Below are 15917 nucleotides of genomic sequence, written 5' to 3'. Positions count from 1 at the left end.
TTACTTATATCAAATAAAAAGTATCCTACTTTAAATTCTCTAAAATAAAATCAACCGTTTTATTCGTATTGTTGTTTTGCATGTACGAATCAGTAATATGCTTTGAATCGACTGCACATCCATTTTTTGCTAAAGATTCGATATTACCTAAATAATCTAAAGCAATTTTACCACGCAATAAAGGCTTCATATCCTTTCCTGATCTGTAATAGTCATATACTTTTTTTAATCCCGTGAGATATAGGTAATCTTTAGTAAATCCACCACCACGATGCGCTCTTGTTGAAATATTGAACGCCATTTCTCTATCTAAATCGTACGTATTTACAAACAGTCGAAAGGTTTTTGAAAACGAATACCCTTTGGCCAAACTATCTACAGCAATGACACGATATGCGAGTTCTTTTAAGCGTTTTACGGTTAAATTGTTGCTCATATATTCTGAAAAAACTGCCAAACCTTCTTGAGTTTCTTCATAATTTGGAAAACCGTTAGAGAATATTTTTAGTGGATGCAACAGTCCATTCATCGTAGTTACCATGTGTACACCAATTTCATGATTGGTCAACACTGCTATTTCATTCTCAGAAAACGTATGTTTTTCATTGATAACCAAGGTTTTGATATTATTTAACACCATTGCAATGGCGCTCATATCTTTTGAAAGCTTGATTTGATAGGTGAAATCGTATTGTTTTGAATATTCACGAAAAAGATCAGCAGTTTCAGTTGCCGTATATTTTGGTTGAAATTGTGCATCACTATCATCTTCTTCGTCAAAATGAAGAATAAACTTTGCGTTTTCTACATCTTGTTCAGTTGGCGTACCAAACGAACGTAAACTATTGTAATAAAATTTATGTTTCGTCCCAATGGTTTCTATACATTGAATCAGTCCAGAATAAGCATAAATAATATCTTCGTATAATGCTCTAGTAGATTCGTTTTCTATTTGTTCAATAGGTTGTTTAAACAATTCTCTATGCAAACTAAAGCGATCAAAATCAATAGTAGGATACGTAAATTCAGGGTCCGTTAAGTATTTGGATTGGAAGAACTTTTGCTTTTCTTCTTCCATATTGAGTGGATTGACATAACTCAGTAATTCAACCTTCTTTACCAAGTCGTCAATATTTTTATCTATCTCAAAAAGCACTTTGCTCGCTACATTGATATCATTCATTCGTACTACGTTCTTTTCTTAGCTATATTTTTGATAAAAGTCATCAGCGTGTTGTGGAATCATCGTTTTTAAGGCATTTTCAACCGCAGAAACAACTTCGGGGAACATGATCTGATCAATTTCGTCGCAATATATCTTTTTTACTTCAGTTGCCAAAACTAAGGTATTGCTAAAATGCTGTGTAATGAACTTTAAAAAGTAACCATTTCCTTGAAAAGTGTCATTAATTTTTGAGGTCGAAGCTATTCCGTTTGGTAAATCAATTTTAGACAACATATCTCGCCAAGATTCGATAATAGCTCCAAAACGCTCATTGTCTACATTTCCTGTTCCTAAATTAAATGTTGGCACTTCTCTTTCCCAACGTTTCCAATTGTATGAATGCATGTCGTATACAACACAGATTCCAAACTTTTCTTCCAACTTTGCAATCAATGCTTGGACAACTTTGTAAAAATTAGCATGCTTATCCAAACTTTTCTGTTTCATATTGTCAGAAAGCGGATTGTGCCACAATTGTTTTCCCCAAGCATCTTCATAAATCGCACTTTCTGGCGCACGGTTTAGGTCATATTCAAAACGAGAATCCATTCCTGCAATCACAATAGGATGCGTTTGCACCATTTCTTTCGTTGCTGGGTCTTCTTCAAACCAACGTTCATATTCGGTATGAATACAATTCTCCCATAATTCACGTCTAAATTGATGTCCGTCATGTACTGCTCCACAAGCAAATGGTACATATTTATCAATTTTGATCGTAAAAGAATAATCTGCTGAAACAGCTTCAAACAGTTCTTCTTGCTGAATTTTACTTATAATTTCTTGAATGGTTAGTCTTTCCATCTGTATCAATTTTTATCAACGTACTTTTTGTTTTGATCTGTATAAAGTTATAGCTGTTTGATAATTTTCATCTTCAAAATTAATCTTATAATCATAGTCATATAATGCAAAAAAATTGTCCATTCGTTGTTTTTGAGATTTTACAGCACTATTTGCGTTTGTATACTTTATATATGGTGTAAACGCATATCCTATAAATCCTATTCCGAAGGCAATTCCAATTATGCTTCCAGTAGTAACCCAACCTGCTTCAAACAATTTTTGCGTAAAATAAATATCAGCTAAAAAAATTGCGATAGCAATAATTGTATATAAAATTAAATGACCTACAGCTTTTGGTCGCTGTTTTTGTAAATCTTTGTATTCTAAATTTATTCTTGCTATTTCTTCTTTTGCAGTATCACCTAACGTAATCTTAGGGCATTTTCGCATAAAATCTGCCTTTTGCTTAGTCAAACCACATAAGTTTCCTGTTGCAAAATCAAATTCTTTATGTTCACAAAATGTACAATGTCCTGAAATTTCCATCTATTATTTTATTGAAATTAGTTTGATGTTTTTTTGAACGACATATTCACCTTTATCATCAAATGAAACGCGCACATCTGCTTTATACTCTAAATTATCTTTTTTTAGTAACGATTCCAATTCTTGAAGCTTTTTTTCTTCAATATCCATTTGATTTTTACATTGTTGTATGGGACGAAACGCAATTGCTAGCAAAATTCCTCCAGCAGCAATTGTAGCTTGAAATATAGGAAAATTAGTCCATTCAGCATTACTTCCATACGCTCCTAGCCCAATAATAACAAGTGCAATAATTATTAAAAGACTTGCCTGTTTTAGCAAACTTTTTCGTTTTAACTTCAGCTTTTCTAATACGACAAGTGTGTCTAGCAATTCAGTAGATATAGTTTCTTTATCCATTATTATTTTGCTTGTGATTAAAAAGAATAATTCATTAGCGCATTATATTTAACAGCATTACTATGATAACTATGAGCGCAGCAGTAATTAAAATTGCTGTAACTGTATTTTTATATTTATTGTCTGTTTTGTAATGAGAAACAGTCGTTTCTGAAAACATATCGTGCCAACCAAATTCTCCGAAAAAAGAAAGTGCGTTAAATGGAATTCTACGACTAAATGTACGTCCAAATATTTGTAAACCTTTTACTTTTAATGTACTATAACCCGTAACTGCACTACTCGTTAAATACTTAGCTGGCGTAGTTCTAAATAGTCCTTCAAAAATACCGTAATACAACAATCCATTAATCATAAATAATACATACACACTTATTCGTTCTCCTAAATAATATTCAAAATTAACAGAGACAGATCGTAACTCCTTCATCAGTATAGGAGAAAATATCAATATTATTATAATAGTGTCAATAAGGTAATTTAAAAAACGTACACCTTTACCAGCTCTTATGTACTTTAATTTATGTTGTGAGTCCCTCAAATATATAGTTTCTTGATGTTCTTCGGGTATGGCTACAAATTCTGCATTTTGTCCGCTTTTCTTTAAATATATATAACAAATCGAGATTAGAACGAAGTACTTTACAATTTGTAATATTCCCAAAAGCACTATTTTACTTGTACCCGCAGCTTGTAACATATAACGGTAGTTGTCATCACTAAAAATATAAACCATTCCAAATATGAAAAATAACGCCATCAATAAAGTAGATAAAAAAGTAATAGACATACCTAATTGCAACAATCGATGTTCGCGTTTTTTAGAGATGATATGTAAAATAGCAGCTACTAATAATATAATATAGAATAATGGTGTAAAAACTTCCGTGAATGTTGCAAAATCTCTAAAAAGGTGATGCGGGAAATTAAATAAACGAGTGTTGAAATATGATAAGTTTATATGATCGAACTTAATGTATCCAATAATTTCAAGCAATGTGTAATTAAGATCATCGAAGGTCATTAAAATATACCCAAAAAGCGCTATAATTGAATTGTAAAGCGCAATGTATGCTATATTGTTGTAAATAAAATCTTTGATCTTTTCCATATGTATTATTTTCTTTATTAGTGATTAATTTCTTTATATAAACTTCCCCATTCTGTCCACGAACCATCATACACAGTATATTTATTAAAACCTGCATATTCAGCTGCTAATGCTAGAATACATGCCGTAATTCCTGATCCACAGGAAAATGTAAATGACTTTTTTTCTATTTGAAACGATTCAAAAAGGGCTTTTAATTCTTCTTTTGATTTGAATTGATTGTTATATAAAAGTTCTGTATACGGAAGGTTTTTTGAGTTTGGAATTTGTCCGCTACGCAACCCTTTTCTCGGTTCTGGTATTTTTCCTGTAAATCGTGCTTCAGATCGTGCATCTAAAATAATACTAGCTTCATTTTCTACTTCTTGAAGCATTCCTTCATAGTTTTTAAATAGTTGCAACTGATCTTTCCCTTGAAAATCTCCAGTAGCACCATTAAACGGCGTTTTAACTCCTGTTGTATGGTTTGCAGCTTTCCATGCAGGAAATCCGCCATCTAAGACAGCAATAGTATCAAACCCCATGGCTTTAAACATATACCAAACTCTTGGTGACGAGTAAATTCCTAATTCATCATACACTACAACAACACTATTTTGGTTAATGCCAAGTTTCTGTGCTTCTGCGGTAAAAGTTTCTACAGAAATCATTGTGTTGGGAAATGGCGCATCTACAACACTAAATACCTTTTTTATGTCAAAAAAACGCGCATTCGGAATTTGCTCTGTAATCTTTGGTTTATCTGCATCTACAACACGCGAAATCGTTCCGTTTAAAACCACAAGATTGGTTGCATGAAGATGTTCTTGCAACCAATCTACGGATACTATTGGGTTTATTTCTTGTATATGCATTAAGCTTCATCAACAGTTTTACGCAGTCGCACACGTCTGTCAAATGCTTGTAATTTATCTGTGACTTTACTTTCTACAAAATCAATTACTTTTTCTTGTAGTTTTACTTTGTACACTTTGTTAATGTATGTAATTCCTCCTGGCGACATTACATTGACTTCTACCAGTTTTCCGCCAATCACGTCAATTCCAACAAAATACAATCCATCATTTACTAATTTTGGACCAATTTGTTTACACAGCGCTTTTTCTTCTTTGGTTAACGTATGTTTTTGAACGCTTCCACCTGCACTTACATTTGATCTATGATCGTCTGAGCCAGGCACACGCTTCATTGCTCCAATTGGTTCTCCATTTAAAAGTAAAATACGTACATCACCTTGATCGGCGCCTTCTATATAATCTTGTAGAATTACATAGTTTGAGGAACCATCTCCACTTGTAATGTAGAAATCTAACAATGATTTAATATTATTCATTGCTGATTTTTCTATTAGAATCACACCAGAACCACCAAAACCATTCAAAGGTTTCAGAATCATTTTATCCGCTTTCGATTCTTTGATTTGTTGTACCAAATAATCTTTATTCTTAGACACATGCGTGTTTGGAATAATGTTACTATGCGCATCACCAAAAGCAGCTGTGTACAATTTATTATTTGCTTCTCGCATTCCTTGTAGTGAATTCACGATAAACACATCATCTTTCACAGAATCCAAAAAGTTCAACATGATAGGATCTAACGGTGGATTCGCTCTCATAAAAATCACATCAAAACCAGCCAACGGAAGCATTTCTTCACGTAATACTGCTTTTCCATAAAAGGATTTTAGCGTACTAGGTACTTTTTCCATTCTAGCAATTACAGTACAGAAAGCATTGGTTACACTATCTCTAATAGTTAAATTAGAAGGTGTACACATAGCAACTCCATGTCCACGTTTTACACATTCCTTGATTAAGGCTAAACTTGTATCATTCTCCGGATCAATATCTTCCCAAGGATACATTAAAAAACAAATATTCATTGAGGTAATTTTTTGGTTGATTAATGGTTCTATTAAAAATATATAAAATAGTTGGTTTTTATACTATGATTCTTTAGCAGGAGGATAATTATCATCCCAATTTTTAGGTTCTGGATCGTGTAATTTACCTAACGATTTGGCGACAACCATAGAAACAGTGGCGTCTCCAGTGACATTAATAACGGTTCTACACATATCTAAAGGTCTGTCAATTGCAAAGATTAATGCCAGTCCTACTGGTAGCAATGTAGGATCGAATCCTACAGATTCTAATACAATTACCAACATTACCATTCCTGCGCTTGGCACAGCCGCACTTCCGATAGAAGCTAATAATGCGGTAAATACGATGATTAATTGTACTTGGAAATTGATGTCTTCTGGCGTTAACACTTGCATTATAAATACAGCGGCAATCGCTTGATATAAACTCGTTCCGTCCATATTCACCGTAGCTCCAACTGGCAAAACAAACCCAGAAACTTCTTTATCAACTCCTAAGTGTTCTTCTACTCTTTCCATTGTTACAGGCAAGGTTGCTGCACTCGAACTTGTTGAAAAGGCTAGTAATTGTGCTGGACTTATTTGTTTTAAAAACCATAATGGTGATTTTTTTGTGTATACACTTACAACGATCAAGTAGAAAACAATCATTAAAATCAATCCTCCAACAACACATAATCCGTAAGACAAGAGTTTCAATAATATTTCGGGATCATCAAAGGCGACAATTACATTCGCTAAGAGTGCAAAAACAGCGTATGGTGCAAATAACATAATTAAATCCACCATTTTCATGACAATTTCATTCAAGGAATCGAAAATATCAATCATGGGTTTGGCTTTTTCTGCAGGAATGAGTAATAAACAAATTCCTAAAAACAGTGCAAAAAAGATAATTTGAAGCATTTTTGCTTCTCCTAATGATTTAAAGATATTTTGCGGAAAAATATCTACTAACGCTTGTAGTGGTCCAGCATCTTTTTGAGCTGCCGCTTTGGCCATTTTATCTTTGACGCCATCAGAGTTTTCATATTTTTCTTTAATTTTTTCAATCGTTTCTTTCGGCATTCCTTTTCCTGGCTCTACCGTATTTACAATTCCCAACCCAATAATAATAGCAACCAAGGTCGTAACCACATAAATTCCAATGGTACGTAATCCCATCTTTTTAATTTTGGCAATATCTTTTAAATCGGAAATACCTTTTATCAGCGAAGCGAGTATTAATGGTACTGCAATCAGCTTTAACAGGTTGATAAATATAGTTCCAAAAGGTTTTACCCAACGACTAATGAAATATTCTGCTCGTGACGTTTCAATTACTTTCGCAGGAATGTCTTTAACAGAAGTAACAGCTTTACCATCAATAATTTGTTGAACTATTTCTTGTGAAGCCGGAATTTCTTTTAAAACTACTTTTTCACTTCCCCAAGAAGTTGATAGTAAAATGAAAGCGAAGAGTACGCCAAGCACCATTCCTATCAAAATTTTCCAATGTAATGCCATTTTTTTCATGTAGTTCGTTTTATGTATGGTTTATCTTTTACTCTGAGTGATTATTTTTGAATTGTTCTATTAATTAAATAGTAATCTGCTAAAACCAATGCTGCCATGGCTTCCACAATTGGTACAGCTCTTGGTACAACACAAGGATCATGACGGCCTTTCCCTGTCATTTCAACAATTTCACCATCTTTATTGATCGTATCTTGCGATTGCATAATAGTTGCCACAGGTTTGAACGCTACATTGAAGTAGATGTCCATTCCGTTACTAATTCCTCCTTGAATTCCTCCAGAAAGATTGGTTTTTGTAGTTCCGTCAGCATTAAAAATATCATTGTGCTCACTTCCTTTCATTTTTGCGCCTTCAAAACCGCTTCCGTATTCAAAGCCTTTCACTGCGTTGATAGACAACATGGCTTTTCCTAACTCAGCATGTAGTTTGTCAAATGCAGGTTCACCCAAACCAACTGGCACATTTTGCAATACACACATTACTGTTCCGCCAATGGTATCACCTTCTTTTCGAATTTGACGAATTCGTTCTTCCATTTCTGCTGCTTTTGCAGGATCGGGACAACGTACAGGATTGCTTTCTATCAATGAAAAATCCAAATTATGATACGGTGTATCCAAGCTAATTTCTCCTACCGAAGATACAAAAGCATTTATTTTGATGTCTGCTAGTAATTGTTTGGCAATTGCTCCAGCGACTACTCTACAAGCTGTTTCACGTGCCGAACTTCTTCCGCCACCTCTGTAATCGCGGTGTCCATATTTTTGATCATACACATAATCTGCATGCGACGGACGATACGAATCTTTTATATGTGAATAATCGTGAGATTTCTGATTGGTATTGTGAATGGCGAATCCGATAGGAACACCTGTCGTTTTTCCTTCAAAAATACCTGAATAAAATACAACCGTATCTGGTTCTTTGCGTTGTGTAACAATAGCTGATTGTCCTGGTTTTCTACGATTCATCTCGTGTTGAATCATATCCAAATCCAATTCTAATCCTGCTGGACAACCATCTATAACACCTCCAATCGCTGCTCCGTGCGATTCTCCAAAAGTGGTCAATTTGAATAAAGATCCAAAAGTATTTCCTGCCATAGTATTTTTTTAACAAATGTAAATTTAAACTAACAGATTTAAAATCCCAACAAATGCTTGAAATTAACTTAACATTTGATGTATTATATTGATAAATTATTAACATTCAGATCACTAAGCTTAACACTAGTTTTTCATATTATTTTTTGGTTTGGTTTTTATTTGTACCGTTGTAACAATAGTCCAATAAATTAAAACGTGAAAAAACGAAAAATAGATCTTGTAGTACTATCCGATGTTCACTTAGGAACTTACGGATGCCATGCAAATGAACTCCTTGCCTATTTGAATAGTATTGATCCCAAAAAAATTATTCTTAATGGTGATATTATCGATATTTGGCAATTTAGAAAGCGTTATTTTCCAAAACCGCATTTACAAATTATTAAAAAGTTAATTGATTTTACAACAAAAGGTGTTGAAGTAATTTATATTACTGGAAATCATGATGAATCACTTCGTCGTTTTTCTGATACAAAACTTGGTGATTTTTCTCTTGTAGATAAGTTAGTTTTAGAATTGAATGGTAAAAAAGCATGGTTTTTTCATGGAGATGTGTTTGATGCTTCTATTCAAAATGCAAAGTGGATTGCCAAATTGGGAGGTTGGGGTTATGATGTATTGATTCGCTTCAACAGCCTGATTAACTGGTTTTTACTAAAGCTTAATCGTGAAAAATATTCGCTCTCAAAAAAAATTAAAAACAGCGTAAAGAAAGCTACAAAGTATATTAGTGACTTTGAAGAAGTTGCAGCCGATCTAGCCATTGACAATGGATATAACTATGTTATTTGCGGACATATTCATCAACCTAAAATGGAGAAAAAAACAAACCGAAAAGGCTCTTGTATTTATCTAAATTCAGGTGATTGGGTTGAGAATTTAACCGCGTTGGAATACCATAAAAATCGCTGGAAACTCTATCGCCATTCCGAAGATCGCTTGACAGCTTTTTACGCCGATGAAGAACTAAAATCAATGGATTATAAGGATTTACTCGCCGCAATTACAATTGTAGAAGATCCTAAATAGTTTTTTCTTAGACTTGCTTAGATTCTTAGACTTACTTAGACTTGCTTAGATTGTTAGACTTCTTAGATTATTAGATTATTAGATTTATGATACGAATCTAGTTTGTTCCATAAATCAACTTGACTATTTCAGAATTTAGACAGAAATACCTACTGTCTGTTTTTTAATCGAAAATAATTATTAATTTGCTTCTAATTAACAATTGCATATTTAAGGCTGCGCGTAATCCACCCTACATTACAATGAAAAGTTTAAAGAAGAAAAGTTTAAAACAATATATATTATCTTCAATAGGAGAACTCATTTTAATCATTGTGGGTATTCTCATTGCAATGAGTATTAACAACTGGAATCAGAATCGTATTTCTTTGAACCAAGCCAATTCATATATTGAAAAAATTAAAAAAGATTTAGTTATTGATACTACCTTTTTCCATTACGCTATAAAGAGAATTGATGTTAAAGTTGACTATAAGAAAAGTCTTTTTAATCCAGATAGTTTGGCTAAATTTTCAACAAGTCAAATTCAAGGAATCCTAACTTCAGGAACTAATAATATTTCCATTAACAATAATGCGTATAAAAAAATCGTAGCATCTGGAATCGTAACATTGTCTGAAAAGAAGTTTTTATTTGAAAAATTAGATGCTTACTATTCTGTTTTTAATAATTATTTAGACGAATTCAATAAATGGGAAGAAAAGTCTGTAGATAAGGATTTGAATTTCTGGGTATACCAAAATCACTACGAAATAGAGTATTTTGATTCTATTCCGCAAGTAAAAAATGTAGAAGAAAACCGGAAAGATTTCTTAAAAATAGTTACTTCAAGAGAAGGGAAAAATTATATTAACATGTCTATTTTAAGAGAGGAAACAATGAAAGATATTTACAGTAAAACTAGAGATGGTGCAAAAAAATTAATCAAACGAATTGATTCTATTCAAAAATAAAACAGTTGCAACGTACATTCAAAACCTAACCTTCTTAAAGTACTTATACTGAGCCTCTCGAAACGAAGCGCGTCTAAACCAATGCCTGTCTCAAAATAGTAATTGGATGCAAAGCGTCTTTCTTAGTTCCATCTTTTATTTGATGTCTACAACTTGTACCGTTTGCAGCTATGATTGTATTGATTTCTGCAGCTCTCACCGCAGGAAATAAAGATTGCTCGCCAATTTTCATGCTGACTTCATAATGTTCTTTTTCATACCCAAATGAACCAGCCATTCCGCAGCAACCTGAAGCTATAATGGTTGGCTTGTAGTTTTTTGGAAGATTTAATATATCATACGTACACTTTTGATTGGACAATGATTTTTGATAACAATGCACGTGAATTTTGATATCTTTTGCTTCTTCCGTAAAGACTTCAGAAGTAATTTCGCCTGATTTAATTTCTGCTGCTAAAAATTCTTCTAATAAATATGTATGCTTTGCAATGTGTTTTGCCGCATCTTTATCATCTGCTAAACGGATATATTCATCGCGAAAGGTAAGAATTGCGGAAGGTTCAATTCCTACTAAAACAGCATTTTCGTTGATGAGATTTTTAAAGATATTCACATTTTTATTGGCTACGTTTTTTGCTTCTGGCAAGAAACCTTTCGAAATAAATGTACGTCCGCTTTCTTCATGCGAAACATATTTGATTTCGTATCCCAATTTAGATAGAACTATCAATGCATCTTGTCCAATTTCTGATTCCAAGTAATTGGTAAATTCATCACTAAAAAGATATATTTTTTTAGTTTTTGAAACATTTTTATTTAATTGATTTAATGATTTTTGAATTATCTTATCTAAAGTTTTACTTGAATTAATAGGTAATGTGCGTTCTTGTGCAACTCCTAGTCTATTTTTAATGATTTTTGAAGTAAATCCATTTGTTTTTACAAAATTTGAAAGTCCTGAAAATTTACTCGCCAATCGGTTAGATTTGGTAGAAAATGCAAACGCTTTATCACGAAAAGTTGGCTTGTTAGATTTGTAATATTGATGTAGAAATTCAGCCTTTAACGCAGCAACATCTACATTACTTGGACATTCACTTGCGCAAGCTTTACAACTTAGGCACAAATCAAAAACTTCTTTTAATTCTTTATGATCAAATTTGTTTTCTTTTTCCGAAACCGTTAAAAATTCGCGCAATGCATTTGCTCGTGCTCTAGTGGTATCTTTTTCATTTGTTGTAGCTCTATAACTCGGACACATTGCACCAGAAAACGACGCTGGTTTTCTACAATCGCCCGAACCATTACATTTTTCCGCAGCACGCAGTATTCCTTGACTATCCGAGAAATCGTATAAGGTTTCTATTTCTGGCTCTGTACGATCAATTTCATAGCGTAACGAAGTGTCCATTTTGGCAGCATCTACAATTTTCCCAGGATTGAAGATGTTATTTGGATCAAAGGCAGCTTTTACTTCTTTTAGCAGTTCATAGTTCTTCTCTCCTATCATAATCGGGATAAACTCTGCACGAACTATTCCGTCACCATGTTCTCCACTAAATGAACCATTGTATTTTTTGACTAGTTTGGCTACATCACGGGTTATTTTTCGAAATAAAACAACATCTTCTTGCTTTTTCAAATTCAAAATTGGTCGTAAATGTAATTCACCTGCACCAGCATGCGCATAGTACACTGCTTTTTGCTGATATTTCTCCATTAATTGAGAGAATTCAGTAATATAATTTGATAAGTCTTCCAAAGCAACTGCAGTATCTTCAATGCATGCCACCGCTTTTTTATCGCCAATAATGTTTCCTAATAAACCTAAACCAGCTTTACGCAATTCCATAGCTTTGCCAATTTCGGCGCCTTTTAATATTGGGCAATGGTAACTTTTTCCTTCTTTTTTCAGCGAAGCTAGTAATGCATTTGCTTGTACTTGCAAGTCTTCTTGAGTATTTGAGCGTAATTCGAGAAGTAATATTGCTTGAGGATCGCCTTTTACAAAGAATCTATTTTTGGCTTGCGCCAGATTTGACTTTGTACAATCTAAAATGATTTTGTCCATCATTTCGCAAGTGTACAAATTGTGTTGCATGGTTAGTGAAACCGATTGCAAACAGTCCTCAATACTTTCATAATGCGCTGCAACTACACAACTTTCGGTTGGCGGTAAATCGTCTAATTGTAAAACGACTTTTGTTGTAAATGCTAATGTTCCTTCACTTCCTGAGAGCAATTGACACATATTGAAACGCACTCCATTTGCTGTAAAAGGTTCCGCTTTTAGCAATTCATCAATCGCATAACCTGTATTTCGCCTATGAATAGCTTCTTTTGGAAATTCTATTCGTATTCTCGCTTGGTTATTACTATCAATCAATATGTCATATATTTTTTGATAAATGCCACCTTCAAGCGTATTTAAAGCACGTTTTTGATGAAATTCTTCAGTGGTAATATCTCCAAAAGTAACTTCACTTCCATCAGACAATAATACGTCCATAGCAATGATTTTATCGCGTGTAACGCCATATTGAATTGAAGTCGTTCCAGAAGAGTTATTTCCTACCATTCCACCAATCATACAACGATTGGATGTAGATGTATTGGGTCCAAAAAATAAATTAAACGATTTTATATGATTGTTTAAAGCATCACGCACTACACCAGGTTGTACAGTAATTGTTTTTGCATTGGTATCAATGTCTAAAATTTTAGTAAAATGCTTTGAGACATCAACCACAATACCTTCTCCAACACATTGTCCTGCAAGCGAAGTTCCTGCTGTTCTTGGAATTAGTGATACTTTATTTGTGTTTGCAAAATTGATAAGCACCTTTAAATCGTCCGTATTTTTAGGATACGCAACTGCTAATGGAAGTTTACGATATACAGACGCATCTGTTGCGTATAAAATTCTGTGTAAATCATCGTAAAAAATAGTACCTGAAAAAATAGTTTTCAATTGTTCTAATTTCGCCTTCATGCCAATAGTTTGAGTGCTTTGTGTAATTTTTGCAGCAATATAAACTTATTTTTTTAGTTATAAATACTAAACAAGCAGCGTATCACAATAAGATATTAACATGTGAAATTAATAAAAAAACTAACAAATTATAATTGGTACGGTTCTTGGATAATCTCATCAAATAAAATTAGAAAGACATGAAAAAATTAATGATTTTAGGTATTTTATTTTTAGGATACACGGCTTCTGCTCAGCAAATTTCAGACAATGCTATTGGGTTACGAATTGGTGGAAATGATGGATTTGGCACTGAAATTTCGTACCAAAGAGCTTTGTGGGACAACAACCGATTGGAATTAGATTTAGGCTGGAAAGATAATGATGATTATGATGCGTATAAGATCACTGGATTGTACCAATGGGTTTGGAATATTGATGGAGGATTTAATTGGTATGCCGGCGCTGGTGGTGGAGTTGGAACTTGGAATAGCAATCGAAATTTAACGAATGATGGTTTTTATGCTTTTTTAGCGGGCGATGTAGGTATTGAGTATAATTTTGATTTTCCATTACAGCTTTCGCTGGATGTACGCCCAGAAATTGGTTTTGACGACGGCTTTAATGACGACTTAGGGTTAGATTTAGCGCTTGGTGTTCGTTATCAATTTTAAGGTATTTAATTCTATAAAACTAGTTAACCCTTAATTCTGCTATAGAATTAAGGGTTAATTATTTCTAATAACTAGGGTAATTGTACGTATTTGGTTAAATTTGCGCGTTTAACTTTTAAAATTATTCAATAAAAATGTATTTAAACGTGAAGAAAGTATTTGTGACTACATGTATTATTGGTTTGTTATTGTTGACTTCTTGTAACAATACATCTCAAACACAAAACTCTGGAGATGGATATATAATCGAAACAACAATTAGTGGACTTCCTGACGGTGTACGTGCATATTTGAAGGTTCCGAATCAAAAAGGTGTTCCACAACCAAAAGACACTGCAATTTTACAAGATGGTAAGATTATTTTTAAAGGAAAAGTGGAGCATCCACAATTAGGCTTTATTTATATTAATGGTGCAGAAGGAAATATAAATTTACTTTTAGAGAATGCATACGTAAAAGTTAACGCAAAAAGAGATAGTTTGTCTGCTGCCAAAGTTTCTGGAGGAAAGCACAATCAAGAGTATGTTGATTTCATTGAAGATTCTAAAGCATTGTCTAAGAGAGTTCAAAAAGTAAGAGCTCGTTACCAATTAGCTGTAAAATCAAAAGACACAGTAGTTATTAACGCTGCAAGAAAAGAAGTAGCTGCATTAGATAAAGAAGCTATTAAATATCAAGAAAGATACGTTATTGAGCATCCTAGTTCATACATATCTATTATGTTGGTAAATCGCTTGTTGGTAAATAAATTGACCAATGCTGTAAAGGCTAAGAAGTTTTTTGATGCACTTCCTGATGATATGAAGAAAACGCGTATTGCAGAAGATTTATTCACTAAAACAACTGAAATGTTACGATCGGCAGTAGGTGGAATGGCTACAAACTTCTCTGCTCCTAATCCTGAAGGAAAAACAGTTTCTTTGAATGATATTAAAGGAAAAGTAACTATCATCGATTTTTGGGCAGCTTGGTGCGGACCTTGTCGTAGAGAAAACCCGAATGTGGTAAAGATTTATAACAAGTATCATAAAGACGGATTGGAGATTATTGGTGTTTCTTTAGATGGTCGTCCAAATCAAAATAACGCTAAGGAAGATTGGATTCGCGCTATTAAAACAGACGGATTGCCTTGGCATCAAGTTTCAAACTTAGACGGTTTTAGAGATGGTATTGCACGTACATACAACGTTCGTTCTATTCCTGCTACTTTTATTTTGAATGAAAAAGGAGAAATTGTTGCGAAAAATTTACGTGGCGCTGCTTTGGAAGCAAAAGTTAAAGAAATGCTTGGGAAGTAGTATTGAGTTATTAGTTATTAGTTATTAGTTATTAGTTATTAGTTATTAGTTATTAGTTATTAGTTATTAGTTATTAGTTATTAGTTATTAGTTATTAGTTATTAGTTATTAGTTATTAGCAAAATTAAAAAAATGAATTATATAAAAACTGATTTTCAACAAGTTAGTTTTTAATCAAAAAAAACGCATATTTTTTATTTGCATGGTTCAAAAACTATAGTATATTTGCAACCGCAATAAAGCAAAAAGCGTTGGGGAGATACTCAAGCGGCCAACGAGGGCAGACTGTAAATCTGCTGACTATGTCTTCGCAGGTTCGAATCCTGCTCTCCCCACATCAAGCAAGAAACCACGTCAATTGACGTGGTTTTTTTGTTTTATAGAAAAATCAAACAGCGTTTTTTATTTTGAGG

Annotated in this window: 14 protein-coding genes and 1 tRNA gene; 5 read left to right on the top strand and 10 right to left on the bottom strand. The window is 33.3% G+C overall.

Annotation, left to right across the window (positions count from 1 at the left end; all coding sequences use genetic code 11):
• Positions 1 to 25 precede the first annotated feature (25 nt).
• The 9 genes from ACRBBL_RS25890 to aroC all read right to left on the bottom strand — a co-directional run bounded on the left by ACRBBL_RS25890 (position 26) and on the right by aroC (position 8576).
• Complete coding sequence (locus ACRBBL_RS25890) at positions 26 to 1183, bottom strand: flavohemoglobin expression-modulating QEGLA motif protein (protein ID WP_431372006.1); 1158 nt, start codon at positions 1181 to 1183, stop codon at positions 26 to 28.
• 18 nt (positions 1184 to 1201) lie between these two features.
• Positions 1202 to 2029 (bottom strand): N-formylglutamate amidohydrolase, encoded by an 828-nt coding sequence (locus tag ACRBBL_RS25885; protein WP_431372005.1) that lies wholly within the window; start codon positions 2027 to 2029, stop codon positions 1202 to 1204.
• Between the two features lie 15 nt (positions 2030 to 2044).
• Positions 2045 to 2557 carry a hypothetical protein gene (locus tag ACRBBL_RS25880; RefSeq protein WP_431372004.1) on the bottom strand — a complete coding sequence of 171 codons (513 nt, stop codon included), beginning with the start codon at positions 2555 to 2557 and terminating at the stop codon, positions 2045 to 2047.
• Between the two features lie 3 nt (positions 2558 to 2560).
• On the bottom strand, positions 2561 to 2956 hold the full coding sequence (locus tag ACRBBL_RS25875; protein ID WP_431372003.1) for a hypothetical protein: 396 nt from the start codon (positions 2954 to 2956) through the stop codon (positions 2561 to 2563).
• A gap of 34 nt (positions 2957 to 2990) precedes the next feature.
• Complete coding sequence (locus tag ACRBBL_RS25870; protein ID WP_431372002.1) at positions 2991 to 4067, bottom strand: hypothetical protein; 1077 nt, start codon at positions 4065 to 4067, stop codon at positions 2991 to 2993.
• A gap of 17 nt (positions 4068 to 4084) precedes the next feature.
• Positions 4085 to 4921 carry a sulfurtransferase gene (locus ACRBBL_RS25865; RefSeq protein ID WP_431372001.1) on the bottom strand — a complete coding sequence of 279 codons (837 nt, stop codon included), beginning with the start codon at positions 4919 to 4921 and terminating at the stop codon, positions 4085 to 4087.
• Positions 4921 to 5952 (bottom strand): glutathione synthase, encoded by a 1032-nt coding sequence (gene gshB / locus ACRBBL_RS25860; RefSeq protein WP_431372000.1) that lies wholly within the window; start codon positions 5950 to 5952, stop codon positions 4921 to 4923. Before gshB ends, ACRBBL_RS25865 begins: the two co-directional genes overlap by 1 nt.
• A 63-nt stretch (positions 5953 to 6015) precedes the next feature.
• Complete coding sequence (locus tag ACRBBL_RS25855) at positions 6016 to 7470, bottom strand: dicarboxylate/amino acid:cation symporter (protein ID WP_431371999.1); 1455 nt, start codon at positions 7468 to 7470, stop codon at positions 6016 to 6018.
• Between the two features lie 41 nt (positions 7471 to 7511).
• Complete coding sequence (gene aroC / locus ACRBBL_RS25850; protein ID WP_431371998.1) at positions 7512 to 8576, bottom strand: chorismate synthase; 1065 nt, start codon at positions 8574 to 8576, stop codon at positions 7512 to 7514.
• Positions 8577 to 8774: 198 nt separating this feature from the next.
• Here aroC and ACRBBL_RS25845 point away from each other — a divergent pair, with 198 nt between their 5' ends.
• Both ACRBBL_RS25845 and ACRBBL_RS25840 read left to right on the top strand, forming a co-directional pair.
• Positions 8775 to 9608 carry a UDP-2,3-diacylglucosamine diphosphatase gene (locus ACRBBL_RS25845; RefSeq protein ID WP_431371997.1) on the top strand — a complete coding sequence of 278 codons (834 nt, stop codon included), beginning with the start codon at positions 8775 to 8777 and terminating at the stop codon, positions 9606 to 9608.
• Positions 9609 to 9850: 242 nt separating this feature from the next.
• Entirely contained in the window at positions 9851 to 10561 is a 711-nt protein-coding gene (locus tag ACRBBL_RS25840) for a hypothetical protein (protein WP_431371996.1), read from the top strand.
• Between the two features lie 73 nt (positions 10562 to 10634).
• On the opposite strand, the gene ACRBBL_RS25835 is transcribed toward ACRBBL_RS25840, so the two are convergent.
• Positions 10635 to 13553 (bottom strand): FAD-binding and (Fe-S)-binding domain-containing protein, encoded by a 2919-nt coding sequence (locus tag ACRBBL_RS25835; RefSeq protein ID WP_431371995.1) that lies wholly within the window; start codon positions 13551 to 13553, stop codon positions 10635 to 10637.
• Between the two features lie 179 nt (positions 13554 to 13732).
• On the opposite strand from ACRBBL_RS25835, the gene ACRBBL_RS25830 reads away from it, so the two are divergent.
• From ACRBBL_RS25830 to ACRBBL_RS25820, 3 genes are all read left to right on the top strand, one after another.
• Positions 13733 to 14206 carry a hypothetical protein gene (locus tag ACRBBL_RS25830; RefSeq protein WP_431371994.1) on the top strand — a complete coding sequence of 158 codons (474 nt, stop codon included), beginning with the start codon at positions 13733 to 13735 and terminating at the stop codon, positions 14204 to 14206.
• A 146-nt stretch (positions 14207 to 14352) separates the two neighbouring features.
• Positions 14353 to 15504 carry a redoxin domain-containing protein gene (locus ACRBBL_RS25825; protein ID WP_431371993.1) on the top strand — a complete coding sequence of 384 codons (1152 nt, stop codon included), beginning with the start codon at positions 14353 to 14355 and terminating at the stop codon, positions 15502 to 15504.
• A 253-nt stretch (positions 15505 to 15757) separates the two neighbouring features.
• Positions 15758 to 15839: transfer RNA gene (locus ACRBBL_RS25820), tRNA-Tyr, on the top strand.
• Positions 15840 to 15917: the final 78 nt, after the last annotated feature.

Source organism: Kordia sp., from assembly GCF_050633145.1.
Taxonomy (GTDB): Bacteria; Bacteroidota; Bacteroidia; order Flavobacteriales; family Flavobacteriaceae; genus Kordia.
The sequence above is the reverse complement of the archived record's forward strand: the minus strand, read 5'-3'. Positions and strand labels throughout refer to the sequence as shown.